Source organism: Sphingobium sp. B8D3A (assembly GCF_025961995.1).
Classification (GTDB): domain Bacteria; phylum Pseudomonadota; class Alphaproteobacteria; order Sphingomonadales; family Sphingomonadaceae; genus Sphingobium.
Window position 1 is genome coordinate 781,762 of sequence record NZ_JAOQOS010000001.1, and the last position, 26,993, is coordinate 808,754.

General features: G+C 63.8%; 21 protein-coding genes. 4 read left to right on the forward strand and 17 right to left on the reverse strand.

Going from position 1 to position 26,993, the window contains the following annotated elements; all coding sequences use genetic code 11:
• Positions 1 to 152: 152 nt before the first annotated feature.
• A complete protein-coding gene (locus M2342_RS03550; protein ID WP_264570979.1) occupies positions 153 to 497 on the reverse strand; it encodes a tRNA-binding protein in 345 nt (114 codons plus the stop codon).
• A 175-nt stretch (positions 498 to 672) separates the two neighbouring features.
• On the opposite strand from M2342_RS03550, the gene M2342_RS03555 reads away from it, so the two are divergent.
• Positions 673 to 2,157, forward strand: a complete 1,485-nt coding sequence (locus tag M2342_RS03555) for an NAD-dependent succinate-semialdehyde dehydrogenase (protein ID WP_264578061.1) — start codon at positions 673 to 675, stop codon at positions 2,155 to 2,157.
• Between the two features lie 29 nt (positions 2,158 to 2,186).
• Positions 2,187 to 3,257, forward strand: a complete 1,071-nt coding sequence (locus M2342_RS03560) for a tartrate dehydrogenase (RefSeq protein ID WP_264578062.1) — start codon at positions 2,187 to 2,189, stop codon at positions 3,255 to 3,257.
• Positions 3,258 to 3,303: 46 nt separating this feature from the next.
• Here the strand turns inward: M2342_RS03560 and M2342_RS03565 are convergent, their stop codons facing one another.
• From M2342_RS03565 to M2342_RS03585, 5 genes are all read right to left on the reverse strand, one after another.
• A complete protein-coding gene (locus M2342_RS03565; protein WP_264570976.1) occupies positions 3,304 to 3,798 on the reverse strand; it encodes an Lrp/AsnC family transcriptional regulator in 495 nt (164 codons plus the stop codon).
• A gap of 29 nt (positions 3,799 to 3,827) precedes the next feature.
• Complete coding sequence (locus M2342_RS03570; protein WP_264575445.1) at positions 3,828 to 4,553, reverse strand: haloacid dehalogenase type II; 726 nt, start codon at positions 4,551 to 4,553, stop codon at positions 3,828 to 3,830.
• Complete coding sequence (locus M2342_RS03575) at positions 4,540 to 5,916, reverse strand: aminotransferase class III-fold pyridoxal phosphate-dependent enzyme (RefSeq protein WP_264575446.1); 1,377 nt, start codon at positions 5,914 to 5,916, stop codon at positions 4,540 to 4,542. The genes M2342_RS03570 and M2342_RS03575 overlap by 14 nt, the downstream gene beginning before the upstream one ends.
• A gap of 240 nt (positions 5,917 to 6,156) precedes the next feature.
• On the reverse strand, positions 6,157 to 7,041 hold the full coding sequence (locus M2342_RS03580) for an FAD:protein FMN transferase (protein WP_264579978.1): 885 nt from the start codon (positions 7,039 to 7,041) through the stop codon (positions 6,157 to 6,159).
• Positions 7,042 to 7,145: 104 nt separating this feature from the next.
• Positions 7,146 to 7,346, reverse strand: coding sequence for a DUF4198 domain-containing protein (locus M2342_RS03585; RefSeq protein WP_264578063.1), 201 nt, complete (start codon positions 7,344 to 7,346; stop codon positions 7,146 to 7,148).
• Between the two features lie 462 nt (positions 7,347 to 7,808).
• On the opposite strand from M2342_RS03585, the gene M2342_RS03590 reads away from it, so the two are divergent.
• The gene (locus tag M2342_RS03590; protein WP_413715157.1) at positions 7,809 to 9,860 is read left to right on the forward strand and encodes a TonB-dependent siderophore receptor; all 2,052 of its coding nucleotides are present in this window, start codon (positions 7,809 to 7,811) and stop codon (positions 9,858 to 9,860) included.
• A gap of 586 nt (positions 9,861 to 10,446) precedes the next feature.
• On the opposite strand, the gene M2342_RS03595 is transcribed toward M2342_RS03590, so the two are convergent.
• The 3 genes from M2342_RS03595 to M2342_RS03605 are packed head-to-tail and all read right to left on the reverse strand — an operon-like array spanning position 10,447 to position 12,777.
• Positions 10,447 to 10,743 carry a DUF3325 domain-containing protein gene (locus tag M2342_RS03595; protein WP_264578065.1) on the reverse strand — a complete coding sequence of 99 codons (297 nt, stop codon included), beginning with the start codon at positions 10,741 to 10,743 and terminating at the stop codon, positions 10,447 to 10,449.
• Complete coding sequence (locus M2342_RS03600; protein ID WP_264578066.1) at positions 10,736 to 12,424, reverse strand: PepSY-associated TM helix domain-containing protein; 1,689 nt, start codon at positions 12,422 to 12,424, stop codon at positions 10,736 to 10,738. The genes M2342_RS03595 and M2342_RS03600 overlap by 8 nt, the downstream gene beginning before the upstream one ends.
• A gap of 17 nt (positions 12,425 to 12,441) precedes the next feature.
• The gene (locus tag M2342_RS03605; protein ID WP_220128483.1) at positions 12,442 to 12,777 is read right to left on the reverse strand and encodes a hypothetical protein; all 336 of its coding nucleotides are present in this window, start codon (positions 12,775 to 12,777) and stop codon (positions 12,442 to 12,444) included.
• Between the two features lie 379 nt (positions 12,778 to 13,156).
• On the opposite strand from M2342_RS03605, the gene M2342_RS03610 reads away from it, so the two are divergent.
• Complete coding sequence (locus tag M2342_RS03610; protein WP_264578067.1) at positions 13,157 to 15,286, forward strand: TonB-dependent siderophore receptor; 2,130 nt, start codon at positions 13,157 to 13,159, stop codon at positions 15,284 to 15,286.
• Between the two features lie 109 nt (positions 15,287 to 15,395).
• On the opposite strand, the gene cobA is transcribed toward M2342_RS03610, so the two are convergent.
• The 8 genes from cobA to M2342_RS03650 all read right to left on the reverse strand — a co-directional run bounded on the left by cobA (position 15,396) and on the right by M2342_RS03650 (position 26,666).
• Positions 15,396 to 16,187 (reverse strand): uroporphyrinogen-III C-methyltransferase, encoded by a 792-nt coding sequence (cobA, locus tag M2342_RS03615; protein ID WP_264578068.1) that lies wholly within the window; start codon positions 16,185 to 16,187, stop codon positions 15,396 to 15,398.
• The gene (locus M2342_RS03620; RefSeq protein WP_264578069.1) at positions 16,180 to 18,786 is read right to left on the reverse strand and encodes a nitrate reductase; all 2,607 of its coding nucleotides are present in this window, start codon (positions 18,784 to 18,786) and stop codon (positions 16,180 to 16,182) included. The genes cobA and M2342_RS03620 overlap by 8 nt, the downstream gene beginning before the upstream one ends.
• 136 nt (positions 18,787 to 18,922) lie before the next feature.
• Entirely contained in the window at positions 18,923 to 19,261 is a 339-nt protein-coding gene (gene nirD / locus M2342_RS03625) for a nitrite reductase small subunit NirD (protein ID WP_264574324.1), read from the reverse strand.
• Positions 19,258 to 21,792, reverse strand: a complete 2,535-nt coding sequence (gene nirB, locus M2342_RS03630) for a nitrite reductase large subunit NirB (RefSeq protein ID WP_264578070.1) — start codon at positions 21,790 to 21,792, stop codon at positions 19,258 to 19,260. Before nirB ends, nirD begins: the two co-directional genes overlap by 4 nt.
• Positions 21,793 to 21,998: 206 nt before the next feature.
• Positions 21,999 to 23,189, reverse strand: coding sequence for an alginate export family protein (locus M2342_RS03635; protein ID WP_264578071.1), 1,191 nt, complete (start codon positions 23,187 to 23,189; stop codon positions 21,999 to 22,001).
• 56 nt (positions 23,190 to 23,245) lie between these two features.
• Entirely contained in the window at positions 23,246 to 24,496 is a 1,251-nt protein-coding gene (locus M2342_RS03640; RefSeq protein ID WP_264578072.1) for a nitrate/nitrite transporter, read from the reverse strand.
• A gap of 383 nt (positions 24,497 to 24,879) precedes the next feature.
• Positions 24,880 to 26,088 (reverse strand): CmpA/NrtA family ABC transporter substrate-binding protein, encoded by a 1,209-nt coding sequence (locus tag M2342_RS03645; RefSeq protein WP_264578073.1) that lies wholly within the window; start codon positions 26,086 to 26,088, stop codon positions 24,880 to 24,882.
• Positions 26,085 to 26,666 carry an ANTAR domain-containing response regulator gene (locus tag M2342_RS03650; protein WP_264578074.1) on the reverse strand — a complete coding sequence of 194 codons (582 nt, stop codon included), beginning with the start codon at positions 26,664 to 26,666 and terminating at the stop codon, positions 26,085 to 26,087. Before M2342_RS03650 ends, M2342_RS03645 begins: the two co-directional genes overlap by 4 nt.
• Positions 26,667 to 26,993: the final 327 nt, after the last annotated feature.

Genomic DNA, 26,993 nt, shown 5'->3' on the forward strand with positions numbered 1-26,993 from the left:
CCCCCCGAGCGATGCGGGGCCCGGGAGACAACTCCCGGGCCCTTTGCGTTTGAGGAGGGGCCCCCGCACAATTGATCATCGTGCATTTAGCTCTTTACAACATCCGTTCGTGTGTCGACTTCGCTCGACCGAAAAGGGGCGCCAAGGCCCCTTTAAAACACCGTTTCCCCGATCGGCACGGCGCTGCGAGGCGTCAGCAAGATAACGTTGCCATCGGTGTCGCGCGCGCCGAGGATCAGGATCTCGGACTGGAAGCCGGCGATGTTGCGCGGGGCGAAGTTGACCACGCAGCAGACCTGCGTGCCGATCAGCGCTTCGGGTGCATAGCTGGTGATCTGCGCGCTCGACCAGCGCGTACCGAATGCGCCGAAGTCCACCTGGACCTTGTAGGAAGGATTGCGCGCCCGAGGAAAGGGCTGCACGTCGAGGATCGTCCCGACGCGGATGTCGAGCCGCTGCCAGTCGTCATAAGTCGCTTCATCCTTCGCTTCGGACATGATCTTCCTTTCCTGTGTCGTTCGTTCGGTCTGTGGCCTGTGTCACATCCGCCGCGCAATCTTGTTCCGAAGCAGACAGGATTTTCGGGCCGATCTGCCGCGTCCTGCGAGAATCGAACAGCCGGACCGTGCGCTGCCTCCCTAAAATCGGCCGACAGACAGGAGTTGTGTGCCGATGAATGCAGTTGTGGCCGGAAGGGGCATTGCGGGACTGGTCAGGACCGACTTGTTGATCGAGCGCGCGTTGATCGGCGGGGCGTGGATCGAGGCGGTGTCCGGTGGCCGGCTGAAGGTGACCGATCCCGTGGACGATGTGGCCATTGGCACGGTGCCGGCTTGCGACGACATTGATACGCATCGCGCCATCGAGGCGGCGGACGCGGCGCTGCCGGACTGGCGCGCGCGCACGGCCGGCGAGCGATGCGCGATCCTGGAGCGCTGGCACGCGCTGGTGATGGAGAATGTCGACGATCTGGCGCGCATCATGACCGCCGAGCAAGGCAAGCCACTGCCCGAGGCGGCGGGAGAAATCCGCTACGCCGCCACCTTCATCAAATGGTTCGCGGAGGAAGGCCGCCGCGTTTCGGGCCACGATGTGCCAGCCCCCACGCGCGACCGCCGCATCCTGGTGCGCAAGGAGCCGATCGGGGTCTGCACCGCGATCACGCCGTGGAACTTCCCCGCCGCGATGATCACCCGCAAGGTCGCCCCGGCGCTGGCCGCAGGCTGCACGATGATCGTGAAGCCCTCCGAGTTGACGCCGTTCACGGCTCTGGCAATCGCGGCGCTCGCGCAGGAGGCGGGGCTGCCGGCCGGGGTACTCAACGTCGTGACCGGCCTGCCCGAGAGCATTGGCGCAGCACTGACCGGTAGCCCGGTCGTGCGTAAATTGTCGTTCACCGGTTCGACCCGGGTGGGATCGCTGCTGATGCGGCAATGCGCCGACACAGTGAAGAAGCTGAGCCTCGAGCTGGGCGGCAATGCGCCGTTCATCGTGTTTGACGATGCCGATCTTGACCTAGCCGTCGAAGGTGCGATGGCGAGCAAGTTCCGCAATGCCGGCCAGACCTGCGTCTGCGCCAATCGCCTGCTCGTGCAATCGGGCATTCACGATGCCTTCGTCGCGCGGCTCGGGCAGGCCGTGGCGGCGTTGCGGGTCGGCTCCGGCACGGCAGAAGGCACCACCATTGGCCCGCTCATCAACGCCGCAGCCAAGGCGAAGGTCGCCGCGCACGTTGCGGACGCGCTTTCCCACGGCGCCAGCATTGCGGCGTCGGCCGAAGCTCCCGAAGGCTATACGCAACCGGTGGTTCTCACCGGTGCAACCGAGACGATGCTGCTCGCAAGCGAGGAGACGTTCGGTCCCGTCGCGCCCATCTTCCGCTTCGAGGATGAGGAGGAAGCGATCGCCTTGGCCAACGCCACGCCTTACGGTCTTGCGGCCTATTTCTACACCAATGATCTCCACCGCGCCTGGCGCGTGGGCGAGGCGCTCGATTTCGGTATGGTGGGCCTCAACACCGGCACGCTGGCGATGGAGATGGCGCCTTTTGGCGGGACCAAGCAATCCGGCCTCGGCCGCGAGGGCGGCGCGGAAGGCATTGAGGAATATCTCGAGATCAAGACGTTCCATTGGGCCGGCTTGAAACCGGCGGCTTGAAACCAGACCGAGAGGAGCAGCGCACGCACATGACGCGCCATTACAAGATCGCGGTGATTCCCGGGGACGGAATCGGCAAGGAAGTCGTGCCCGAGGGCATCCGGGTGCTGGAAGCCGCCGCCAAAGCCCATGGCTTCACCATCGAGCAGCAATGGCATGATTTCGCCTGTTGCGATTATTATGCCCAGCACGGCGCGATGATGCCGGACGACTGGAAGGCGCAGATCGGCGATGTCGACGCGATCTTTTTCGGGGCGGTCGGCTGGCCGGACACGGTGCCCGACCATGTCTCGCTCTGGGGCTCGCTCATCCAGTTCCGCCGGGAATATGACCAATATGTCAATCTGCGCCCAGTGCGGCTGATGCCCGGCGTGCCTTGCCCGTTGGCGGGTCGCGCGCCTGGCGACATCGACATGATGATCGTGCGCGAGAATACCGAAGGCGAATATAGCGCGATCGGCGGCATCTCCTTTCCCGGCACGGACCGTGAAGTCGTGATGCAGGAGACGGTGATGACCCGCTTCGGCACCGACCGCATCCTGCGCTATGCTTTCGACCTAGCGCTCAAGCGGCCTAAGCGGCATCTGACCTCGGCCACTAAATCCAATGGCATCGCCATCACCATGCCGTGGTGGGATGGTCGCGTCGAGGAGATGGCACGGGCCTTTCCAGAGGTGCGAACGGACAAATATCACATCGACATCCTGGCCGCGCAGTTCGTGATGAACCCGGATCGGTTTGACGTGGTGGTCGCCTCCAACTTGTTCGGCGATATCCTCTCGGACCTTGGCCCAGCCTGCACGGGCACGATCGGCATCGCGCCATGCGGCAACATCAATCCCGACCGCTCGGTGCCCTCGCTGTTCGAGCCGGTCCATGGCTCCGCGCCGGACATTGCGGGGCAGGGGATCGCCAATCCCATCGGCCAGATCTGGTGCGGCGCGCTGATGCTGGAGCATTTCGGCGAGCAGGCGGCTGCCGACGCAGTCCTGCGTGCCATCGAGGACGTGCTGGCGCAGGATGAATTGCGAACCCGCGACCTGGGCGGGAAGGCGGACACCGCCACATGCGGCAGGGCCGTAGCAGAGCGGTTGGCGTGAAAACCCCTCTCTTCGGAAGAGAGGCGATCAAGCTTTGCTGTCTCTGTCAGCGCATTGAAGGAACGTGCAGCTTGACCGGCGGCTGGCCGCGCACGACAGCGGACTTGATCACGATGTAGGAGAAATATTTGGAGACGCCGATATTGCTCTCCAATATCTCCTCCATCATCTCCTGATATTCCGCGATGCCACGCACGACGAATTTCAGCATATAGTCGAAGCCACCGCTCACGAGGTGGCACTCGACCAGTTCCTCGAACTGGGCGATCTTCTGCTCGAACTTGGCGAAGTCCGCGCGCCGATGATCGCCCAGCGTGACGGAGGTAAAAACGATCTGGCTGCCGCCGACCTTCGAGAGGTTGATGATCGCGCTGTAGCCGGAGATGTAGCCCGCCGTTTCCAGCCGCTTGACCCGCGAGAGGCAAGGGCTTGGTGACAGGCCCACCTTGTCGGCGAGCTGGGCGTTCGTGATCCGGCCGCTGCGTTGCAGCTCGGCCAGGATGTTGATGTCGATACGATCCAACTTCGGCGCGTTGATCATCGGCGTGAGCGACCTCCCTCGGGCGGGTGTTATCCGTTGCGGATTTCTTCCTGGTGAGCTTTCACCAAGTCGGCCATCGAATTGAAGCGGAAATCGATGTCGGGGGCCTTTTCCGGGGTCATGGTCGCCCCGAAACCTTCCTGCGCGTGGCGGCGGAAGATCCAGCAGCTCGCCAGGCCATGCCGATTGGCGGGGAGGTGATCGTGGAACAGGCTTTCCGCGGTGTGGAGCACATCGCCGGCCTCCAGCCCCAGATCGGCCAGATGCGCCTTCATATAGTCGAAGTTTGCGTCCGACGGCTTGTAAGCACCGACATCCTCGGCCGTATAAATGGCGTCGAAATCGACTTCGAGCCGGGCATTGCTGTAGCTGAAGGTGCGATTGTCCACGTTCGAGAGGATGATCAGCTTGTAATATTTCTTGAGATATTGAAGCGCGCCAGGGGAATCCACGAAAGCGGGCCAATCGCGCACCGACCGACCATATTCCTCGCACTCCTCGACCGTCACCGGCACGCCCCACTGCTCGGCGAGGCGCTTGTACACGATCGGCAGAAGATCGCGGTAGAGCTTGCCCGGCGTCTGGGCCTGCTGCTCGGACTCGTGGCGCGCGTGGGCCTGTAGGATCTCGTTGCGCGAGAGCTGCACGCCGGCGCGCGCGACGAGGCCGCTCAGCGCCTCGACCATGCCCGATTCCCAATCGATCAAGGTCCCGTAGCAATCGAAAGAAAGGGCCTTGAAATCAGTCAACCGCATCGCGGATCTCCTTGATGGTAAGCAGTTCGTCCAGGGTCTGGCGGAAGCGGTCAACCAGCAGGTCGACCTCGTCAACCGTGATGCAGATTGGCGGCGCGAACCCGATGATGCCATCGCCAAACGCCCGGAAAATCAGCCCGTTCTTATAGCCGATCCGCGCCATGCGATCGGGCAGGGCGAGTTCCTTGGCGGGGCGCGCCTTTGTCACCTTGTTGGTGACGAGCTCGACGCCGGCCAGCAGGCCGAGCGAACGCACGTCGCCCACCAGCGGATGATCGCGCAGTTCCTGAAGCCGTGTGCCGAAATGAGCGCCGGCCTTCTGGCCATTGGCGAGCAAGCCGCCTTCCTCGTACAGCCGCAGAACTTCAAGGCCGACCGCAGCGCTGACCGGGTGGCCGGAATAGGTCTGGCCATGGCCGATTGGGACGTCCGAGGGCGTGTTGTCGGCGATGGCTCGATAGATGCGATCGGACATGAACAGCGCCCCCATGGGCACGTAGCCGGCCGTCAGGCCCTTGGCGACTGTCATGAAGTCCGGCTCAACCCCCTCATGCTCGCAGGCGAACAGAGGGCCGGTGCGGCCGAATCCGGTGATCACTTCGTCGACAATGAACAGGATGTCGAGATCGCGGCAGGTCGCCTGCATGGCGGCGAGCCAGCCCCGCGGAGGTACGATGACACCGCCCGAACCGATCACCGGTTCGGCAAAGAAGGCAGCGACATTCTCCGCGCCCAGGGCCTCGACCTTCGCCCGCAGCTCCGCCACGCACAGCGCGATCAACTCGGCATCGTTCGCCGCATCCGACCGATACGCATAGGGTGGCGCGATATGATGCTGGGTCGGCCCCGGCACGTCGAAGTTGAGATGGAAGGAGGGCAGGCCGGTCAGGCCTGAGCCGGTGGTTGAGGAGCCATGATAGCCGCGGTCCAGCGCGATCATGTGCTTCTTCGACGGCCGGCCGGTCGCATTGTAATAATAGCGGATGAAGCGAATGACCCCGTCCACCGCGTCCGAACCGCCCAGCGTGAAATAGACGTGATCGAGATCGCCCGGCGCCCGTTCGGCGAGCTTCTGGGCAAGCAGGATGGCAGGCTCGCTGCCAAAGTGGAAATAGCCCGTCGCGTAGGGCAGGCGCCTCATCTGCTCGGTCGCGGCGGCAACGATGCTCTCCTGACCATAGCCGACATTGACGCACCAGAGCCCGGCGAACCCGTCGAGCAGCTCATGGCCTTCGATATCGGTCAGATAGGCGCCTTTGCCAGAGCGCAGGACCGTTACGCCGCGCTCCTCATGGTCACGCCATGGAGCGACAGGGTGTATCCAGTGCGCCCGATCTAACTCGATGAGCGAATTGAGGGACATTCACATCTCCTTTGAATGTCACCAACCTAATCTAACGACGCCCGGCCATATCCTGATTGCGTCGTGCCGTGCCGCCTAATCTTCCGTTTTTGCGGTTCGGCGGAGTGGAATCTGCTTCGTACTCATGAGAAGCCGCCAATCCACGTGGATTGGGGACACGGACCCGGCGCTCAAAAGTGCGGCGATGCTGAAGTTCGATCCCAATGAGATGGGGAAGTGAGCGCTAAATAGGGGGGCGGCTCAGTCGCCCAGCATCTCTGCCAGCGCAGGGCTGATCCACTCGCGGGTCGTCGCGCCGTCCTGGGCGAGCATGTGGACGGCCAGCCCTTCGCGGATCGCCAAGGCGGCGCCAGCGTGCAGTCCGAGCACGGTGAGCGCGCTGGCCCAGGCGTCGGCATTCATGGCACGGGCGTGGAGGACGCTGACCGAGGCCACGCCGTTCTCCACCCGCCGCCCGGTGCGCGGATCGAGCGTGTGGGCGCCGCGCACATAATTGCCGGATGTCGCCACGGCCAGTTGATGCAGGGCGATGCGGATCGGGCGGGCGCGCATGGACGGCGGAATTTCAAGGTCGACCCACCACGGGTCGCCATCCGGACGCATCCCGCGACCCACCAGTTCGCCGCCCACTTCAACGAGGCAATGCACCACGCCATGACCGGCCAGCAGGTCGGCCACCGCATCGACGGCATAGCCCTTGGCGATGCCGGAGAGGTCCAGCCACAGGCTGCCCGGCTGGCGCAGCCGCCGCGTCCCTGCCTCGAAAGCGAGGTGTCGCCAGCCCGATTGCGTCAGCGCCTGCGCAATCGCCTCGTCCGTCGGGTCGCTTTGCGCGGGGTTGGGACCAAGCCCGTAGAGGTCCGTCAATCGCCCGATGGCCGGATCGAACGCGCCGTCGGTGCGTTCCGCAAGAGCGAGGCCCGCCGCCATCACGGTGGCAAAATCGGCGGACAAGGTGGTCCACTGCCCAGCCGGCGCCGCGCCGAAGCGGCTGAGGGCGGAATCCGGCGCCCAATGGCTCATATCCGCCACGATGGCATCGAGCCGTGCCTGCACATCCTGCTTGAGCGCATCGGCATCCACGTTGCGCGGGGCGCAGAAGCGCGCCCGCCAGATGGTGCCCATGGTTTCACCGCCAATCTCCCGCACCGGCGCGCCCGGGTCGATCCCGGCGAGGGCGCCGGACTGGATCGGGGGCACGACGATGCGCGGGACGGCGCCGAACACGCTCAGGGTGCCATCACTTCCAGCGTGGCGGTGTAGCTCATCCGCCGCGCCGTGAAGCGCGGAGTAGCCGGCTTGTCGTCGCTCAGCGAGGCATTGAGCCAGATCATGCCCGCCATCGGCCAGTTCACCGTGGCCACGCCCTCGGCATCGGTTGTTGCCTCGAACACGCCTTCATTGTCGCGATAGCGCTTGCCGCCCGGCACCAGCCCACAAGGCAGGGAGACTATTGAATTTGTGGTCCCGGTCGAGTTCTTCCTGTCTCCCGGACTATCAACAGCCCCCGGCGCGCGGTAGAAATAAGGAAGAGCGAAGGCTCGCTGGCTGCGTACTTCTCGCGGCATCAAGAGATGCCGGAACTCACGCCGTGCCGCAGTCCGTCTCGACATCCGCTGCTTCGGCAGCCCGCATCGCCTGCTGGTGTGGTCAAACGAGGGACTTCAATGCCGACCCTCTTGATCCAAGAAGGGTCAAAGTGTGCCTCATGGGATCCGTAGCAGGTACAGTGTCGAGCGGCATTCATCCCGAGTTGCTGTTAAAACAGACGATATTCCCATCCATCACCCCTCGCTCCCGGATCAAAAACGCTATTGATAGGCAGTCGCATAAACTCTAGGGGCTTGCACGCAAGAAGCGCAGCGACAGTGAAGGGGCGTACAATGGCGAAGATGATTATGATGGTGGGACTGGCGGGCCTTTGCGCGAGCCAGGCGGCATGGGCCGACGAAGTCGCGCCAGCGGACGAGAATGGCGATGCGATTATCGTGACCGCCGCTAGAACCGGTACAAAGACCGATACAGCGCTCATCGAGCTGCCTCAGCCGATCAAGGTCATCACATCTGAGCAATATCTCGCGCAGGGCGCAATCAGCATCTCCGACACGGTAAAATATGCCGCAGGTGTCCTTGCCAATCCTTATGGCCGCGATACGCGCGTAGACGGCTTCAACGTGCGCGGGCTGGATGCGCTCCAGTTCCGCGACGGCATGCGCGACATCTTTTCTTATTATGCCAGCATCACCGCGGACCCGTACAACTTCTCCCGCGTGGAAATCGTCCGCGGCCCGGCGTCGGTGCTGTTTGGCCAGGGATCGATCGGCGGCCTGGTCAACCTCGTATCCAAGACGCCCGAGTTCCGGACGGGTGGCGAGTTGAGCCTCGTATATGGTAGCTACGACCGCAAGGAGGCGCTGGGCGATGTCAACATCGCGCTGGCCGACAATCTGGCGATCCGCGCCGTGGGCCGCGTCCGCGATGCCGACACCTATGTCGATCATGTTCCCGACGATCGCGTGATGTTCGCGCCTTCGATCCGCTGGCAGCCTACCCCTGACACGGATATCGTGCTGACAGGCCTCTATCAGGAGGACGATACCGGATCGACCTCCCAGTTTCTGCCGATCGTCGGCACGTTTCTGCCCAATGCTGCCAATCCCTCTGGCAAGCTGGATCGATATACATTTGTCGGTAAGGCCGGGTGGGACCGCTACGCCGGACGCTCCTTGCAAGGCGGCGGCTTCATCACGCACAACTTCTCTGACACTATCACGCTGAGCCTGAAGGCCCGCTATATCGATAGCAATCTTGAATATAAGACCCACTACGCCGACAGCTATAGCAATCCGACCGATCCATTCTCGGTCTACGGCACCGACGGGCGGACTATTGGACTCTATGCCGATGCCAGCGACGCGCGGATGAATGTCTTCTCCACCGACAATAACCTGCAATTCAACTTCAACACAGGCGCGAATATCGAGCATAAGCTGCTCGTTGGCATTGATTATAGCTGGAACGAGGTCGCCAAGCGCTATGCTGCCGGTGTGGAGGTCGTGGATCTCTACGACATCGACTATGATGCGCTCCTGACTTACGAGCCGTCCGGCCCGTTCACCGCGCAGTCGCAGAAGCAGCTGGGCATCTATGTCCAGGATCAGATCCGCTTTTATGATCGCGTCTCGGTTGTGCTGGGCGCTCGCCGTGACCGCGTCACGAACTCTGCGGGTCAGGAGGACAAGGCCACCACCTTCCGCGCTGGCATCATCGGCGAGATCGGCGCCGGCATCTCGCCCTTCTTCAGCTACACGGAAAGCTTCCTGCCTGTCGCGGGCTCCATCGACAATGGCGACGGCACGTTTGGCGCACCTTATCGCCCGCAGACCGGCACGCAATTTGAGGCCGGCGTGAAGTGGCAGCCGGCTCCCAGCACGCTGGTCACGGCCACGGTCTTCAAAATCAAGGAGCGCAACCGCGTTCTCTATCTCGCAGCAGGCGGCACGGCCCAGTCGGGTGAACTCAACACAGAGGGGTTCGAGATCGAGGCCAGCCACACCCTGCCCGGTAATTTCGAGCTGCTGGCCAATTATGGCTATTCCAAGCTCGAGTCCGAAACCAATACCGACCTCGACTATATGCCCCGTCATACCGCGTCACTGTGGTCCACCAAGACCTTCGGGCTAGCTGGTGAGGCGCAACTGCGCTTGGGTGGCGGCGTCGTCTATAGCGGCAAGAGTGTTTCAACCAGCACGGTCTGGTCGATCGTCACGCCGTCCCGGACCACCGTGGATGCGCTGGTGGAAATCAGCAAAAACAACTGGCGCATCGCCCTCAACGCGACCAACCTTCTCAACGAAAAATATTTCGCGTCCTGTCTGGCGCGCGGCGACTGCTTCGTCGGCGCACCGCGTAACGTCATGGCAACTCTGGGCGTGCGTTTCTGACAAGAGGGAGCGGCGCGGAGGCGCGTCGCTCATTGGAAAATCCGGGAAGGCTTTGGTCCTGTTGCGACGCTGCGTCGCTCCGACCCTGGCCTTCCCGGTCGTTTCATCCGTTGCGATGGCCGGCAAAGCGTCTCGTGCCACAGGATGTGACTGAAAAGCTCAGCGTGTGCGGGCCTTCGCTACCAAGCACTTGCCGGTCAGAGCGCGCTGCTCACGAGCAATGTTCCCCGTATTGAAGGCGGGAAAATAGTCTCTCAAACCATTCCCGGACTTGATCGGCGGTGCTGTCCGGCTCGGAGCGCGCCAGACGTGAACATGGGGCGTCCCTGACCTTGACCGTCGGGCAACTGAGCGGCTCATAGGGAGTCGCGAGGCGATGAGCGCAGGCTGCCTAGAGCGGCTTTGCGAATGCGGCGATCTTCCAGACCCACCCCCGATGCAACGCTCCGCAACTTCCACCGCTGCCAAACTGGCGGTGCTAAACAGCCTTGGGCGGCGCAAACCGAACGGGTGATGGCCGCGCCGTTGAACGACGGGCCAATGTCACCCGATGCCCGGAAGCGACCGGCCCGAAGCCGCTCTTCTTCTATCCGCGCTGAGAGCGCCCTTTGAACGTCAGGTACGCCGCAACGATGGCGGCGGCCACGCCGAGCAGCATCGGCCAGACCAGAAACGCCATCGAGATAGGGTCGGCCATTGCGCAAAACGCAAAGGAAATGCCGAGCAGCATCGTACCAGAAGCTTGGCAAAATGCGCGCGCGCCGGCTGACTGCGGGCGTTCGCGGAACAATTGTCGCCAGTGCGTGTCGTTCGCGGCCGCAAAGCCAGCCATGCCGATGATGGCAGCGAGCAGCGCGAGAGTGAGCAGAACGGCGTCAGACATGGGCTGGCTTCCCGATCGCCGATGGCATCCGCGCAAGCCGTTCAGCACGGGCGCTCAGGCGAACTGCCGTGTAGGCAGCGACACCTGCTGTCGCGAGAAGGACGAGGTCGACGCCCGCCACTGGCCAATATCCATTTGCGATCGTCGCGATAAGATGATCGCCGGTCGTCGCCCAGTTGGCAATGGCTGCACCCACAGCCAGCAGAGCCACCAGCCAGCATTGTTCGGCCCATGCTGGCGAGACGCCGATATGGGCCGACGCGCGGGACCGCAGAGCGGCATGGCCCAGCGTCGCGAGCCACGTCAGCCAGAAAATGCCCTCCTGCCAGGCGCCATGCCCCGGCAGGCTTGTGGGGAGCAATCGGTTCGCCACCATCATCGTGCCGGTCGCGATCAGCATGCCGGTCACGCTGGCGACGGCGAAGGCCTCCGCGATGCGCGCACCGGGAGCGCCGGTGGCCGCATGCTTCTTCTTGCGCTTCTCGACGAAGAACAAAAAGCCGGTCGCAATGCAGGCACAGCCTGCCAGACCGCCCGCGAATAACAGCCAGCGCAGCGGCCAGTGGCGGAACTGCTGGAAGTGCAGCCCGTAGAGGAATCCTTCCGTCGTGCGGATGCCGCTCGCTGGCGGATCCTCGTAAAGCAGCGCCCCGGTGCTTCCCTTGAAGTGAAGGGTCTCGCTCGTCGCAACACGATCGACATTGTCACGCGCGATCGAGACATAAGCATCGGCATCGCCATAATGGACGATCACCACCGATCCGACTTCGCCGGGCACACCCTTGGCCGTCCAGCGCGCCTTTGCAGCGTCCATCATCGCATCGACGGATGCGAGTTCACCGGGCCGGCCTGACGGGTCGACGGGCAGTCCGGTTCCGGACGCTTCCACCAGTTCCTGAGCCTTCGCCAGCGGGCGCATGAGGCTCGTGGGAGATGGCAGATACATATAGGCAAAGATGAGCAGGCCCGACAGCGTGATGACGAAGAGGAATGGCAACGCCAGAACGCCCGTCATGTTGTGAAGATCGAGCATCGAGCGCAGTCGCGCCTTTTCCGGGCGGAAGGTGAACAACTCGCGAAAGATCTTGCGATGCATCACCACGCCGGAGACGAGCAATGCCATCATGACCATGCCCGCCAGACCGACAATCCAGTAGCCGATCTCCATCCAGTCAAGGTGGAGCATATAATGCATGGGGAAGAAGAAGCCGGTGCCAAGATTGAGCCGATCCTGAACATCGGCAGGCAGACGTTCGCCTGTCTGTGGATCGACGGCCGCAAAGCCATACACATGGACATGATCCAGGTTGGCGTCGCGCGGCTTGTTGGGCACATCAAAGGCCACGTACATCCGCAAAATGGGATCGCGGTGATTGGTATAAACACCGACATCGCCGACCTTCATCGCATCGGCCGGAGGCAAGGCGCCGATGACCTCTGCGGCCGTGTGCTCGATGCTCTCGGCATCGGGCTTCACCGATGCGATGACGGGCAGCACGGACCGATCAAACGAGGGAAAGGGCGCTGCCTGTGCGCGCGTCTCCGGGACGCTCCACCGGTCGATCTCGCGGTCGAACACGGAAAGCGACCCAAAGAAGAAGACGGCCATCAGTACGAAGCCAACCACAAGGCCGAGCCAAGTGTGCAGATAGGCCATCGATAGCCGGAATGTCTCACGCATCGATTGTTCCTTCCCGCTCAGACTGTCAGACGCGAAAGCGCCCAGGCGGCCGATCCCATTGCTGCACCGCCACCTGCAAGGACGGCCCAGGCCGTTGCTGCGGTGCGCGGCACGAAACCCCACAGCATCGCACCCAGATAGACTAAGGCTCCAAGCATCCATGCGAGCACCTGTGCCTCCGAAAACGGGAGGCCCAGGCCAAAGCCAATGAACGTCGCCAGCGCAGTGAAACCATAAGCAAACAGATAGCCACCAAGGATTGCGGCTGCGAAACGGTTAGCTGTTCTAACCGCTTGGGCCCATGAGACCGAAGCCTTTGCTCCACCATTTCTCGCCATGACATTAGCACTCACGATCTAAGAATCCTGCTGTTTTGAGCCTCTCCGTCGGAGTAGCCGCGATCCCGCCTGCATCCTATCGCTTAATCGATAATGAGTTGCAATAGTTTGCAATTAGCAGGAACCGTTGGAATTGAGACTGGATGGGAGGTGATACTCCATGGCGGGGGCGCAGCACGCGCTGCACGTTGTCACTGACCGGGTTTTGTCCCGCCAGGGCGGTCATGTTCTGCCAGCAAGTAGGGGATCGTATAAGACGGCCGGTCGCAGGCCTGGTTGTACAGACATCCAATCCCGAAGGAGAGGAGAGAACCATCAGTATCACGCTTCGAAATAATGATATTGACTCGCAATATACATAATATTACGGCGCCTGCATCTGTAGGGGGTTCTAATGCCAAAGTTTATTGCGCCGATTTTCTCTCTGTCGCTGGTGCTGGTTTCTGTAATCGCGCCGCGCGCGCATGCCGCCGAGGCTGCGGCGCCGGATGAAGAAGCGGCGGAGGACGCGAGAAGAACGATATTCGTTACCGGTCATCGCTCTGACGAAGACCAGACTCGATCGGCCAGCAATGGCGCCTTGGGCGCGAAAACGCTGCTCGACACGCCTTATTCCATAACCCTTGTCGATCAGTCGGATATCGCCCGCCGTCAGGTCACGAGCATCGGGCAAGTCTTCCAGAACGATCCGTCGGTTTATTCCTCTGCGCCATCGGGAGCGGTCAACTGGTGGGGGACGCAAATCAGAGGATTAGGCGTTCGTAACTATTATATCGATGATGTTCCCCTCCTGCTCTACTGGGGCGGGGACTTTCCGCTGGAACCGATCGAAAGCGTCTCCGCGCTCAAGGGCCTCACCGGCTTCATGTACGGCATCGGCGCGCCAGGTGGCGTCATCGCCTATCGCACCAAGCGCCCTACGGCCGAAGCGATGCTGACCACGGAAGTCGGCTACCGCACCAATAGTGTCTTTTACGCAAAAGCCGATGCGGGTGGGCGGCTTACACAAGACGGCCGCCTTGGCTATCGCGTCAATCTGGCCGGAGAAAAGGGCACGGCCTACAATAAGGCAGGGGTCAATCGCTTTGTCGCATCTCTGGCGCTCGATTATGCGTTCAGCCCCGATCTCAAATGGTACGCCAGCGCCACCTATGAAGACAGCAATCTAGAGCACGAGCCATTCCAGTTTTACTGGGACGAGTATGTCGGGAACAAGCTCCCCCGGCCTACCTACGATTATGATAACTTGAATGTCGCCAACAGCTTCTACAAGGCGCGGACACTTGCGACGGCTACGGGTCTTGATTGGTCTTTCGCTCCCGGCTGGTCTGCGCGACTGACCTATGGATATACGAGCAAGCGGCATCATTCGAACAAGATGTTCGTGTACATGCAGAACGCGGACGGTGACTATAACGGCTACGCCTACAACTTCGCCGAGCTGGACAGGAATCACTTTGCCCAGTTTCTCGCGCAGGGCGATATTACGACAGGATCGATCCGCCACGAGATCGTCGCTGGGGCATCCTATCTCGCGACCGACAGCCTGTTCGGGTTCAACGACCGAAATTATTACTGGGGCAATGACTTCAACGGATCGGTCTACCAGGATCAGCCGTTTCTGGTAACGCGCGCTTTGTACTTTGATACCGAGGGTTGGCCTACGAAGGACCGTCAGCGCGGTCTGTTTCTCAGTGACACTGTGCATTTCGGCGAGCAGGTGCAGGCTGTAATCGGCGCGCGCTATACCCGGTACAAGCTGCTTGATGTGGATGGAAATCCGTCAGTGGATTCATCCTATCGCACGTCTGCAGTGACCCCCACTTTCGCGCTCATCTACAAGCCAGCACCTTATGTGTCGATCTACGGCAGCTACGCCGAGGCGATGGAGCCGGGCAGTCGTGTCGGCGGCGAATACGCCAACGCCGGCGAGGTGCTGAAGCCAACCCGCAGCCGCCAATATGAGCTCGGCGCGAAATATGAGCATGAAGGTCTGAGCATGTCGCTCGCAGGCTTCCGCATCGAACGGGCTGCCACCATCGACCAGATCCTTGACGGTGCTCGCCGCCTGACACAGGACGGCCTGACGCTCTACAAGGGCATTGAAGCTGTCGCGAACTATCGGTTCATGCCTAACCTTAAGCTGGGTCTCGGCGTTCTTCGGCTCGATCCGTCCATCCGCGATGTATCGGCGGGAAATGAAACGCTGCTGGGCAATACACCCGGCGGCGCGTCTAAATGGCAGGTAACTGGCAACGCGCAATATGATGTTCCCGGGGTTCCAGGCCTCAGCTTGCACGGCAATGTGCGGTACATTGGCAAGGCTCCGACAAACGACGCTAACAGTCTCGTCATTCCGTCTTACACTGTGGCCAATGCTGGGTTTCAGTATGAGACGCTGGTCGGTCGCCGCAAGGTGACGTTCCTGGGCAACGTCAACAACCTGTTCAATGAAAAATACTGGACCCAGACCAACATCGGCGAAGGCATCAATGGTGCGTTTGGTGTGCGGATTGGTTGGTGATGTTGACGATCGATCGCCAAAATGATCTGGGAATGCACTGCGCGTGAATTAATCGTGGGCTTTCGGTAAAATTCGAGTCGGCGTGAAGGGCGGCTATCTCAGCGATAGATCAATCCAGCGCAGCATACTCCCCGATCTGCGCCGGCGCCCCGGCCCGCTTGCGCTCACTCCCGGGGCAAAACAGCGCATCGCCAATCAGCAGCAGGGTGGGATCGTCGCGCCCGATGGTGCGCACGAGAAAGGCCAGCGCATCGAGCCGGCCGCGCAGCAGGCGCTCATCCGGGCGGGAGACATTGACGGCGACCATGACCGGTGTCTCCGGGGGCAGTCCGGCGGCAATCAGGTTGCGGGCAATTTCCGGCGCGGCGTCGCGGCCCATATAGATGGCGAGCGTCGCTTCGCCGGCAGCGAGGCGTGACCAATCCACATTGAGCGGCTCAGCTCCCCGCGCATGGGCGGTGAGGAAGGTGAGTTGCCGTGCCGCCCCGCGCAGCGTAAGCGAGACGAGGCCGCTGGCGGCCGCGGCGCTGGCCGCCGTGATGCCGGGGCAGATGTAGACAGGGATGCCATGCGCGGCACAGGCCGTCAGCTCCTCGGTCGAGCGGCCGAAGATCGAGGGATCGCCACCCTTCAGGCGCACCACTCGCCGTCCGGCCAGCGCTGCCGCGACGATCAGCTGGTCGATCGTCGCCTGATCCTTGCTGTGGCGGCCCGAGCGCTTGCCGACGCTGACATGCTCGGCCTGCGGGGCAAGATCGAGAATGTCTCGCCCGGCCAGCGCATCGTAGAACACCACATCGGCCTGTTCGAGCAGGCGCAGGGCCTTGCGGGTAAGCAGATCGGGATCGCCCGGCCCGGCACCGACGAGCCAGATAGTGCCGGGTGCAAATGCTTCAGCCATGAACGGCCTCCTTCGTTTCGGCAGCGATGAGCTGCGCAATGGCGGGGCGGCAGGAGCCGCAATTGGTGCCGGCGCCGAGCGCCGCGCCAATGGCGGCGACATCGACGCGATCCTGCGCGCGAATGGCCGCGACGATGGCGTGGAGACCCACGCCGAAGCAGGCGCAGATGATCGGGCCAACATCGACCTGCGCGCCCGGTGCGCGACCAGCGAGCACCTGCGGCCCCTGCGGCTGGGCAAGCTGGCCGATGAGCCAGTCGCGCGCCGGCAGGTCGCCGTCGCGGGTGACGAACAGCACGGCAGCGAGGCGCCCGTCCTGCAGGATCGCGGTGCGCCGCGTGCCGCGTGAGGAATCGCTCGCCTCGATGCGCTGACCGCGCGGCAGGGCTGCATCCAGCACGGCGGGATCGCCCTCCCCGGCCAGCTCATAGAGCGCGCCATTGGGCACGGCGATGCGCGTCGCCCAGAGGCAATCCGGTGCCTTGGGGGCGCCCAGTGCCGAGCCGTGGAGGATGAGGAAGCCTCGCCAGTCGACCGCGACCGGCTCGATGCGAGCGGGCGTCATCTTGAAGCCGGGCTGACCACTGTGCGGATCGACCAGCGGACGCGCAAGGAAGCCGGTGCGCCCGCCGGTGGACTGGCAATCGGTCCAGTGGATCGGCGTGAACACCTCGCCCCGGCGCTGGCCAGGCATATGTGCGACGCGGAACAGGCTCTCTCCCTGCGGCGTGATGACGCGGGCCAGCGCGCGATCCTCTAGCCCCAACCGCGCGGCATCGGCGGGATGCACCTCAACTTGCGGCTCCTCGCGATGGCGGGCGAGTTTGGGGCTGAGGCCCGTGCGCGTCATCGTGTGCCACTGGTCCCTATAGCGCCCGGTATTGAGCGTCATCGGCCAGTCGCGCAACTGCGCCTCGGCCTCGCGCTGGACGACCGGCACCAGCCGCGCCTTGCCGTCCGGCGTGGAGAAGCGCCCATCGGCAAAGGGCGTGCCGCCCCACTGGAAAGGCTCGAGCGCGTCGTAATCCGCATTGCCCAGCGCCACCTTGTCCCGCAGATCGAGCAGGCGGCCGCCCTCATTGCAATAGGTGGTCAAGCGGGCATGCTCGCGCCAGATTTCCGCCGGATGCGCATAGCCAAAGGCCGTGCGCCAGCCCATGCGGCGGCCGACTTCCTTGATGATCCACCAGTCCGGCTTCGCCTCGCCGGGCAGCGGCAGCACGGCGCGCTGGCGGCTGACGCGGCGCTCGCTGTTGGTGACGGTGCCATCCTTCTCGCCCCAGGCGGCGGCCGGCAGGCGGACATGGGCAAAGCGGGCGGTGTCGGTATCGGCCATCACGTCCGAGACGACGACGAACGGGCAAGTCTCCAGCGCCTCGCGCACGCGGGCGGCATCCGGCAGCGAGACGGCGGGATTGGTCGCCATCACCCACAGTGCCTTGATGCGCCCTTCCGCAATGGCGCGGAACATGTCCACTGCCTTGAGGCCCGGCTTGGTCGCCATGCGCTCGGCGGCCCAGAAGCGCCCCACCTCCGCCACGTCCTCCTCGCCAAAACCGCGATGCGCGGCCAGCGTCGTCGCCAGCCCGCCGACCTCGCGGCCGCCCATGGCATTGGGCTGACCGGTGATCGAGAAGGGCGCTGCGCCCGGCTTGCCGATGCGGCCGGTGGCGAGATGGACATTGAGGATCGCGTTGACCTGATCAGTGCCGCGGATCGACTGGTTGATGCCCTGGCTGAACAGGGTGACCGTGCGTGGGGTCGCGGCGAACAGATCGTAGAAGCGCTGGAGATCGGCTGGGGGCAGATCGCAGGTCTTCGCGATGCTCCACAGATCATGGTCGCGCTCAAGCGCTTCCCAGAAAGCCTCCGGCGCGGCGACGTGATCGGCGAGAAACGTTGCATCCACCAGCCCTTCGCGACGGCAGTGCGCGAGCAGCCCGTTCATCAGCGCCACATCCGTGCCGGGCTTGAGCGCAAGATGCAGGTCGGCATCCTCACACGTCTCGGTGCGGCGCGGATCGATGACGATGATTTTCGTGCCGCGCTCGGCCCTCGCAGCCATGATCCGCTGATAGACGATGGGGTGGCACCATGCGGTGTTCGAGCCGATGAGGACGATCAGGTCGGCCGCGTCGAGATCGTCATAGCTGGCGGGGACGATATCCTCGCCGAACGCGCGCTGATGGCCGGCAACCGCGCTGGACATGCACAGGCGCGAATTGGTGTCGATGTTCGCCGAGCCAATGAACCCTTTCATCAGTTTGTTGGCGACGTAATAATCCTCGGTCAGTAACTGGCCCGATACGTAGAAGGCGACGCTGTCCGGCCCGTGGCGCGCTATCGTTTCGCGGAGGCGGCGGGCCACGAGATCGAGCGCTTTGTCCCAGCCGGCCCGCTTGGCGCCGATCATCGGGTGGAGCAGACGGCCCTCCAGCCCGACCGTCTCGCCCAGATGCGTGCCCTTGGAGCACAGCCGCCCGCGATTGGCCGGGTGATCGGGATCGCCCTTGATCGCCATGCTGCGCGGGCCGGTGGGCATCGCGAGAATGCCGCAGCCGACGCCGCAATAAGCGCAGGTGGTGCGGATTGCAGTCATCTCCCCTCCTCTTCAGAGGAGGGGCAGGGGGTGGTGCTGGACAGTTCCGATGATGCGCTGAGCGCGCGATGCTGAAGCATCGCCACCACCCCAACCCCTCCTCTGAAGAGGAAGGGCTTCTGCTTGTGAGCCCCCATCACGCCGCCGCCTGCAGCGTGCCGGTGCGGCAGATCAGCACCCGACCGCCATCGACCTTCACGGGAATCGTCGGCGTGCAGCCCTTGTCCTCACCCTGCGCCTCTCCGGTCGCCAGCGCGATGTTCCAGTTGTGCAGCGGGCAGGCGACACTGTGGCCATGGACGATGCCCTGGCTCAGCGGGCCGCCCTTGTGCGGGCAGCGGTTGCGCAGGGCAAAGACCTTGTCGTCCCCGGTGCGGAACACGGCGATCTCCCCGGCGCCATCCACGGTGACGGTGCGGCTGCCGCGCACGGGAATCTCGTTCACCCAGCCGATGTCGAGCCAATCGCCGATCATGCCATTTCCTCCGCTTTGACGGGTTTGAACTGCGCCATATGTGCGTGCTGCTCGCGCTCTCCGCCTTCCGCGCGCGACGCCCAGGGGTCGTCCTGACTGAAGCTCTGCGAATAAAGGAAGCGGGCGCACAGGGCCTCGCGCCCCACTTCATCCTCGACGATGCGCTGCTTCACATAATCGATGCCGACCCGCTCGACCCAGGGGGCGGTGCGCTCCAGATAGCGGGCTTCTTCGCGGTAGAGCTGGATGTAAGCCGCGCAATAATCGAGCACCTGCTGCTCGGTGGAGACGCGGCAGAGGAGGTCCGTGGCGCGCACATGGATTCCGCCATTGCCCGCCACATGCAGCTCATAGCCCGAGTCCACGCAGACCACGCCGAAATCCTTGATCGTCGCTTCCGCGCAATTGCGGGGGCAGCCGGAGACAGCGATCTTGAACTTGTGGGGCATCCACGAGCCCCAGCTCATCTTCTCCAGCCGCACGCCAAGCCCGGTGGAATCCTGCGTGCCGAAGCGGCACCAATCGCTGCCCACGCAGGTCTTCACCGTGCGCAGCGCCTTGCCATAGGCATGGCCCGAGACCATGCCGGCGGCATTGAGATCCGCCCAGACGGCGGGCAGATCCTCCTTCTTGATGCCGAAGATGTCGAGCCGCTGGCCGCCGGTGACCTTGACCATCGGCGCCTCATATTTCTCGACCACATCGGCGATGGCGCGCAGCTCGCGCGGATTGGTGAGGCCGCCCCACATGCGCGGCACGACCGAATAAGTGCCGTCCTTCTGGATGTTGGCATGGAGGCGTTCGTTCACGAAGCGGCTCTGCTGGTCGTCCACATAGTCACCCGGCAGGGCGCAGAGCAGATAATAATTGAGCGCGGGACGGCAGGAGGCGCAGCCATCCGGCGTGGTCCAGTGCAGCTTCTGCATCACCTCGGGGATCGACCGCATGCCTTGCGCGAGGATCTCGCGGCGCACATCGTCATGGGTGAAGCTGGTGCATTTGCACATCGTCTTTGGGCCGGACTGGACATCATCGCCCAGCGTGATCGCCAGCAATGTCTCGACGAGGCCCGTGCAGGAGCCGCAGCTGGCCGAGGCTTTGCAGGTCGCGCGCACTGCATCCAGGCTGTGCGCGCCCTTGGCGATGCAGGAGACGACCTGCCCCTTGGAGACGCCGTTGCAGCCGCAAATCTCGGCATCGTCCGAGAGCGCCGCAACGGCCGCCTTAGGGTCCGCCTGCCCACCCCCCGAGGCGAAGGCCTGTCCGAAGATCAGCAGATCGCGCAGGTCCGCGATGCTCTCCCCCTTCTTGAGAAGATCGAAATACCAGCTGCCATCCGCCGTATCGCCATAAAGCACCGCGCCGACGATACGGTCATCCTGCAGCACGAGGCGCTTGTAGACGCCCCGGCTGGCATCGCGCAGCACGATGTCCTCGCAGCCCGCGCCGGCGCCGGAGAAATCGCCCGCCGAGAACACATCGATGCCCGAGACCTTGAGCTTGGTGGAGGTGACCGAACCGCGATAGGGGTTGACCTTGCCGGTGAGGCCGTCCGCCAGGCTGCGGCACATGTCCCACAAGGGCGCGACGAGGCCGTAGACCTGCCCGTCATGCTCGACGCACTCGCCGACCGCGAGAATCGCGGGGTCGGAGGTGACCATATGATCGTCGACCTTGATGCCGCGACCGACCTCGAGCCCCGCCTCGCGCGCCAACGCGACAGAAGGGCGGATGCCGACGGCCATGACGACGAGGCTGGCGGGGATCTCGCGGCCATCTTTCAGGCGCACGCCCTCGACCTTGCCCTGCCCAAAGACTTCAGCGGTATCGGCACCGGTGAGGATGGTCTGCCCGCGCGCCTCCAACGCCGTCTTGAGCAGCCAGCCCGCGGCTTCATCGAGCTGGCGCTCCATGAGCGTGCCGGGCAGGTGCAGCACCGTGACCTTCATGCCGCGCAAGGAAAGCCCGTGCGCGGCCTCCAGCCCGAGCAGACCGCCACCGATCACGATGGCCTCGCCGCCGGCATCGGCTGCGGCGACCATCGTGTCGACATCCTTCATGTCGCGGAAGCTGATGACGCCGGGCAAGTCATGCCCGGGCACGGGGATGATGAACGGGTCCGATCCGGTGGCGATGAGCAGGCGGTCATAAGCGACGATCCGGCCCGAACGGCTGGTGACGGCGCGCGCGGCACGATCGATAGCGATGACCGGATCGCTCACGATCAGATCGATGCCGTTCTCCCGATACCAGTCGGCCGTATTGATGACGATCTCGTCAAAGCTCTTTTCCCCGGCGAGCACAGGGGAGAGCATGATGCGGTTATAGTTCACATGCGGCTCGGCGCCGAAGATGGTGACGCGGTAGCGCCCGGCATCGCGCGCCAGCAGCTCCTCGACGGCGCGGCAACCGGCCATGCCATTGCCGATTACCACCAGATGTTCGCGGGGCGCGGCGCTGCCGCCCGATGCCCCTTCCGATGGTCCCGCCTCCGGTGCTGCCCCTCCGCCCCGATAATCCTGGAAGTCCATGTGCCTTGCTCCAAAACGAAAAAAAGCCGCCATCCGGGCTCCGGTGTTTGAACCGAAGCCTGGATGGCGGCTTTGCCATCACATCGCGCCTTGACGGCCCATCCGCGGGCCAGTCTCAGCTATGAAATCCGTCGGGCGTCCTTGCCCTTCGCACTGCAACATGACGCGATTCGCGAAACCGCGCAAGCGATTCCGGTGCGTCATCGTCACAGCGCCCAATCCAGTTGCAGCCACACCTTGCTCGTGTCGGTCCCGAAGCTGTCCGCCTCATAGCGTGCAAAACGCGCAGATACCGTGGCCTTATCACGCTTCACACTGGCGAGGAGATTGATCTCGTCGCCATAATGACGCGCCAGCCGGTCACTCTCGAATCGGTGATAGATGGCCTGCACCGTCACGCCCCGCTGGCCGTAGCTCGCGCCCGCGTAGAGATCGCGCAGGCCATCGGGCGGGGTGGTGAGGAACTTGTCCGCCCACCCCTGAAACTTGAAATTGGTGCCGAGCGGCGTCTGGAAGCTGGTGAACGCGGCGCCGCCGGACGCGCCGAGCACTTCATAACCGGCGTTGAGCTTGAGGGCCGTAACATCCAGCGTCACGTCCGCCAGCCAATAGTCCGCCGCATAATCATTGGGATTGCGGCGATAATCGCTCTGCCGCGCGTAGCTGAGCGCATAGCCGAGCTTCGTGGAGGCTGAGAGCTTGCGCGTCCCCGCGAGCCGGACGCCATAGGTCTGGCTCGACAGCCGATAGCCCTGCACCGCCGCCTCGTCCTGATCGATCAGATAGGCAAAGCCGGTAACGGTGCCGAGCGGCGTTTTGGCCGAGACGTTGGTCAGCACGCTATCGCCGTCGATGCTGCGCGGCCGGGCACCGGCGCCATCCACACCCCAGATGGTGCGTACCTGCCAGACAAAGGCGACATCCGCGCGAACGCCCGGAAGTCCGGTCCATTCCCCGCGCACGGCATCGAAGCTCTGGCCGTTCTGCCGGAAGCCGACCGCGCCGACGAAGCGCTCGTCATCCATCGTGATGCGCTGCCGCCCGGCGGTGAGCGCAAAGGACGGCGTGCGATAGGCAATCTGCGCACGGGACAGCGCCACATTTTGCGGGTCGGCGATGAGGGGGCGGTTGGCCGCGCCGTTCAACCCGTCAAAGGCATCCCCTGCGAGGCGGAGCGTGCCCTGCCCTTCCGCCAGCGCGGAGAGCGGGCCAAAGCTGGCTTGCGCGCCGGCGCGGAGCCGGGCCGTTGCCGCATCGGCTTGCGGCTGGGCCAGCCCGTCCTGATCGACGCTCTCATAGCGCAGGCGCAGTTCGGCGAGCGGCTTGACCGTCAGATCCTGGGCGCAAGCCGGCCCGGCGGCGACCAGCAGGGCCGCCGTCATAGACAAAAATTTCATGATTTTCCCCCTGATGAGAAGGGCGGAGCCACCGGCCCCGCCCCATCGTCACGTCATCAGATGCGCGCGCCGGTCGTCCAGGTCGCGCGCCACTTGCTCTTGACCGCCAGCATCCCCGCCAGCGCCAGAACCGCAAGGCCGGCGAAAATCAGGAAGCCCGAGGAGAAGCTGCCGGTGAGTTGTTTGGCAAAGCCGAGCGAGGAGGCGAGGTAGAAGCCGCCCACGCCGCCAGCCATGCCGACCAGCCCGGTCATGATGCCGATTTCCGCCTGGAAGCGCTGCGGCACGAGCTGGAACACCGCACCATTGCCCGTGCCCAGAGCCAGCATGGCCAGCACGAAAAGACCGAGAGCGGCGGGGAGCGTGGTCGCCATGCTCACCCCTGCAAGGGCCAGCGCGGCGACGAGGAACACCAGCATAAGCGTGTTGATGCCGCCGACGCGATCCGCCAGCGCCCCGCCCATGGGCCGCACCAAAGATCCGGCGAATACGCAGGCCGCCGTGCAATAACCGGCCATAATCGGGCTGAGCAGAAACTGATCGGTAAAGTAGATGCTGAGCGAGGCGGACAGTCCCGAGAAACCGCCGAACGTGACGGCATAAAAGCCCATCAGCCACCAGGCGTCCGCCGTTTGGAGCGGTTTGAAATATTCGAGGACCTTCTTGGGCGCGGGCTGATTCGGCGCGTCCTTGGCCATCACCATGTAGATCACGAAGACGAGCGCGAGCGGAATGCAGACGAGGCCCAGCACCGCGTTCCAGCCAAAGAGCTTGGCCAGCGTCGGCGCGAACAGCGCGGCGAGGACCGTGCCGGAATTGCCCATGCCGGCAAGACCCATCGCCTTGCCCTGATGCTCGGGCGGATACCAGCGGCTGGCCAGCGGCAGCGCTATGGCGAAGCTGGCGCCCGCAAAGCCGAGGATCACACCCAGCGCCAGCGTGCCGCCGAAGCTGTCCACGCCCATCATCCACGCCGTCATCAGTCCGACGATGACGATGACTTGGCTGATCGCGCCGGAGAGCTTGGGGCCGATCCGGTCGACCAGCAACCCGTTCACGACGCGCAAGATGGCGCCCATCAGCGTGGGGGTTGCGACCATCAGCCCCTTCTGCGCAGCCGACAGTCCCAGCGTGGCGGAGATGTCCGGCGCGAGTGGGCCGAGCATCACCCAGACCATGAAGGCGAGATCGAAATAGAGAAACGAGGCGATCAGCGTCGGCTTGTGGCCCACGCGCCAGAAATTGCTTTTCTCGGATGATGCCGGTGTGGCGCTCATGCCCTGTACGTCACGGATTATCGTTGCCATGTCACGTCCCCTTAGTGACGAAGCCCCTTGATGGGCGGTGAAACGAAAAAAGCCGCTCGGCAGACGATGCGCGCGAAAACGCACATGTCTGGCCAGCGGCTTTGCTGCAAAATTTGGGAGGACGCGGCCCGCTCCCTCAATGGAGCGCCTGTCCAAGCGGTCACGCCTCGTCGCGTAACGGAGATACTATCTCGCGATTCGGCTCATGTTGCAAGGCACAATTTTGGGCAGAGTTGGAGGCGGCAATCTCATGCCCGATGAGCCAAGCTCAAACCCTCTCCCCTTGAGGGCGAGGGATGCGCAGACTTGGCAGCATGCTGCCTAGTCGAAGCTGGGAGAGGGGTAGCGATCCGAAGGATCGCGGGGATCGATGATCCGCCCCCTCATCCCCGCTCGAACCCCGCGAGATAACCCTCGATCTGATCCGGATCGAACCTGCGACCATCGAAGAACCGGTCCGGCCCCAGCGTGATCGCGCCGCGCGGGGCGCCGATGGGGAGTGGGCTGGTGAGGGCGCCTTCCACCTTGCTGCTGGCGCCGGGCATCGGCGCGTCGCTGTCGGCCAGCGCGCGGCGGTAGATGTCCGGCCGGAAGACGGACGCGGCCTTGGCGCGGCTCGCCTCGCCGGGCTTCACCATGCGCCAGCGCACGAACTGGGAGTAAATCCACAGCGCCTGGCTCTGCCAGGGAAAGGGCGTCGCTTCGCGGGCGAAGAGCAGGAAGTCGGGCAGGTCGACCGGCGGCTCGCCCTGCCGCGCAACGATGCGCCCGGCCAGCCCACGCTCCACCAGCGCGATCGGCTGATCGAGATAGGCCGGGCCGGCCAGCAGGAAGGCCAGTTCCGCGCGATTGGCGGGATCGTCGCACCAGAGCGCTGCCTTGGCCATGGCGCGCAGCAGCGCATCGACGGCATCCGGATTGGCTTCCATCCAGTCGGTGCGGAAGGTGAGCACCTTTTCGACGCCGCGCTGCCAGAGACGCTCGCTCGCCGCAACGGCTTCGGCAAGCCCCGCCTCGATGGCCGCACTGCCCCATGGCTCTCCCGCCGTGAACCCGTCGATCTCGCCCGCGCGCATCGCCTCGACCATCAGGGAAGGCGGCAGGACGCGCATTACCACGTCGCGGTCCGGGTCGATCCCGGCACTGGCGAGGAAGTAGCGCAGCACGAGAGCATGGCTGGAAAAGCGATGGACGACGCCGATGATCGGCTTGCGATGATGGAGGCCGATGGCGGTGGCGAAATCATGCGCGGTAGCCAGCGGATCGTTGAGGCGCGCGGACGTGTCCGGCTCCAGCGCAGCGGAAAAGCCGGGCGCAATGACGATGAGGTTGCCATTGACGTTGAGCTTGTAGGGCGCGGAAAGCGCGCAAGGCTGCTGGCTCAAGCCCAGCGTCACCGCCACGGCGAGCGGGGCCAGCATGTGCGCGGCCTGCACCTGACCGTAGACGAGCCGGTCGCGCAGCGTCGCCCAACTGGTATCGCGCAGCAGATCGAGCGCGACGCCCTCGGCTTGCGCAAAGCCCTTTTCGCGCGCGGCGACCAGCACGGCGGCATCGGTCAGGCCCAAAAAAGCGATGCGGATCGGCGTCATGGCGTGCCTCCCAGCAGATCATGCGCGGTAATCAGGGCCGCGGCGATATCGACCATCTTCTTCCCCTGGTTCATCGCGCTGGAGCGGAGCAGCGCATAGGCCTCCGGCTCGCCGAGGCCGCGCTGGGCCATGAGGATGGCCTTGGCGCGGTCGATCGTCTTGCGGTCGGCCAGTTGCGTGCGGGCATCGTCCAACTCGGCCTGCATGCGGGCGAAGGCATTGAAGCGACGGATCGCCAGATCGAGGATCGGCTTGATCCGCTCCTTGCGCAGCCCGTCCACCACATAGGCAGAAATTCCGGCATCGATGGCGGCCTCGATCATGCTGTCATCCGACTGATCGACGAACATCGCGATCGGCTTGGCCAGCGCGCGGCTGACGGTGAGCATCTCCTCCAGCGTATCGCGGCTGGGGTTGCCGAGGTCCATCAGCACCACGTCCGGCGCCATGCGCTCGAGCCGCGCGACGAAGGCGCCGCGTGGGGGGACGACATGGATGTCGTCATAGCCGGCATCATGCAGCCCTTCCTCAAGGACCGTCGCGCGCGCGCCGCTATCATCGACGATGACGATTCTCATGAGATCTCTCTTCGCACCCGCAGCGCAAGTGCGCCAAGCGAAGGGCTGTAGTCAAACATAAAGCCGCGGCGCAAACCGTCGATGCCAGTACCCGAAGATGTTAGGATCAAGGTTATTGCAAATGGACTATTTCCGATGTGCACAGCACATAGCGAACGGCAGGTTCTAGGTCCGTCGCCTGCATTCGAAGGACGGCTATGTCGGCGCGTCACGCCGGACGAGCTGAAGTGACCGACTGACCGCTGCTGTCTGGACAGACGTTCATGTTGGCCGATCTCAACGACTGGCTCTGGTCGGTACAAGCCTCACCGTGCTCCATGGGTATGC